This window comes from Streptomyces sp. NPDC051740 (assembly GCF_044453165.1).
GTDB lineage: Bacteria > Actinomycetota > Actinomycetes > Streptomycetales > Streptomycetaceae > Streptomyces > Streptomyces atrovirens.
On sequence record NZ_JBITCL010000056.1, the window covers coordinates 1 to 1,916 of the forward strand.

At 70.7% G+C, this 1,916-nt stretch carries 1 protein-coding gene; it reads right to left on the minus strand.

The window, feature by feature from the left end; translation table 11 throughout:
* Positions 1-1,916 (minus strand): condensation domain-containing protein (locus tag ACIA6T_RS35565; RefSeq protein ID WP_399450638.1); only part of this gene is annotated, 1,916 nt, incomplete at both ends.

Genomic DNA, 1,916 nt, shown 5'->3' on the forward strand with positions numbered 1-1,916 from the left:
CGCACCCCCGGATCAGCAACCACCACCTCCAACACCCGCACCAACCGCTCGGCCAACCGCTCAGCAGTCACCACATCGAACAGATCCGTACTGAACTCCAGCGCGCCGCGCATACCGATGGGGGTGCCGTCGGTCGCGCGCTGCTCGGAGAACCGGAAGAGAAGGTCGAACTTGGCTGCGCCGAGGTCGACGGGTTCGGGCGCGACGGTGAGCCCGGGCAGGTTCTGGACCGCGTCGGCCGCGGCCTGCTGGTCGATGTTGTTGAAGACGAAACGCACCTGGAAGAGCGGGTGCCGGGCTGCGAGGCGCGTGGGGTTGAGGACCTCCACCAGCCGCTCGAACGGCACGTCCTGATGTGCGTACGCCGCCAGGTCCGTCTCGCGGACCCGCCCGACGAGCTCACGGAAGGTCGGATTGCCGGAGAGGTCGGTGCGCAGCACCAGTGTGTTCACGAAGAAGCCGACCAGGTCCTCCACCGCGTCGTCGGTACGGCCGGCGATCGGGGTGCCCAGGGGGATGTCCGTGCCCGCGCCCAGCCGCGAGAGCAGCGTCGCCAGCGCCGACTGCACCACCATGAAGGGACTCGCCTGGCATTCGCGCGACAGCTCCACAAGACGAGCGTGCACCGCGGGCGTGATCTCGAACGGAACCGATCCGCCCTCGAAGGAAGCGGCTTCGGACCGCAGCCGGTCGACAGGCAGCTCCAGCTCCTCGGGAAGCCCGGCCAGCGCCTGCTTCCAGTAGTCCAGTTGCTGCGAGATCGGGCTGTCGGGGGCCTCGTCGGAGCCCAGCACCTCGCGCTGCCACAGCGTGAAGTCCGCGTACTGCAGCGGCAGTTCGGACCAGGCGGGAGCAGTGCCCGTGGATGCGGACGTATAGGCCGTGGTCAGGTCCCGCGCGAACAGTGGCATGGACCAGCCGTCCCCGGCGATGTGGTGCACCAGCACCAGCAGCACGTGCCGCTCCGGCTCCAGCTCGAACAGCCAGGCACGGACGGGGATTTCGGTGCCGAGGTCGAAGCCGTACTGGGCCGCCGCCTCCAGCGCGGCGGGCAGCCCGGCCTCGTCCGTGCGGACGACTTCCAGGACCGGTACGGCCTCCGCGGCGGCCAGTACACGCTGGTACGGGCCCTCGGCGCCCTCGCCGAACACCGTGCGCAGCGACTCGTGCCGCGCCACCACGTCGGCCAGCGCCGCGCGCAGCGCGTCATGGTCCAGGTCGCCGGTCAGCCGCAGCGAGACCGGCATGTTGTACGTCGGGCTCGGCCCCTCCAGCCGGTGCAGGAACCACAGTCCGCGCTGTGCGAAGGACAGCGGCAGACGCTTGGGGCGTTCGGTCGCCCGGGCGACCGCCGTCCGGCCCTCGTTCGCGGTGTCGAGCGCCGCGGCCAGGGCTGCGACGGTGGGGGTGCTGAAGATCTGCCGCACGGGCAGTTCGACGCCGAGTGCCGAACGGATGCGGCTCGCGAGTCGCGTGGCCAGCAGCGAGTGTCCGCCACGGTCGAAGAAGCTGTCGTCGACGCCCACATCCGGAGTGCCGAGCACCTCGGCGAACAGACCGCACAGGATCTCCTCGCGCGGCGAACGCGGCTCCCTGGAACGGGACTTCACCTCGTACTCAGGCATGGGCAAAACACGCCGGTCGAGTTTGCCGTGGGAGGTCAGCGGCAGCGCGTCCAGCACGACGACCGCGGCCGGAACCATGTACTCCGGCAGTTCCTCCGCGAGCGCGGCCCGCACGGCCGCCACGTCGAGCGCCGCACCGGCTTCCGGTACGGCATAGCCGACGAGCCGCTTGTCACCGGGACGGTCCTCGCGGACGAGGGCGGCGGCCTGCGCGATGTGCGGATGCGCCGCGAGGGCGGACTGGACCTCGCCCAGCTCGATCCGGTGCCCCCGCACCTTGACCTGGTCGTC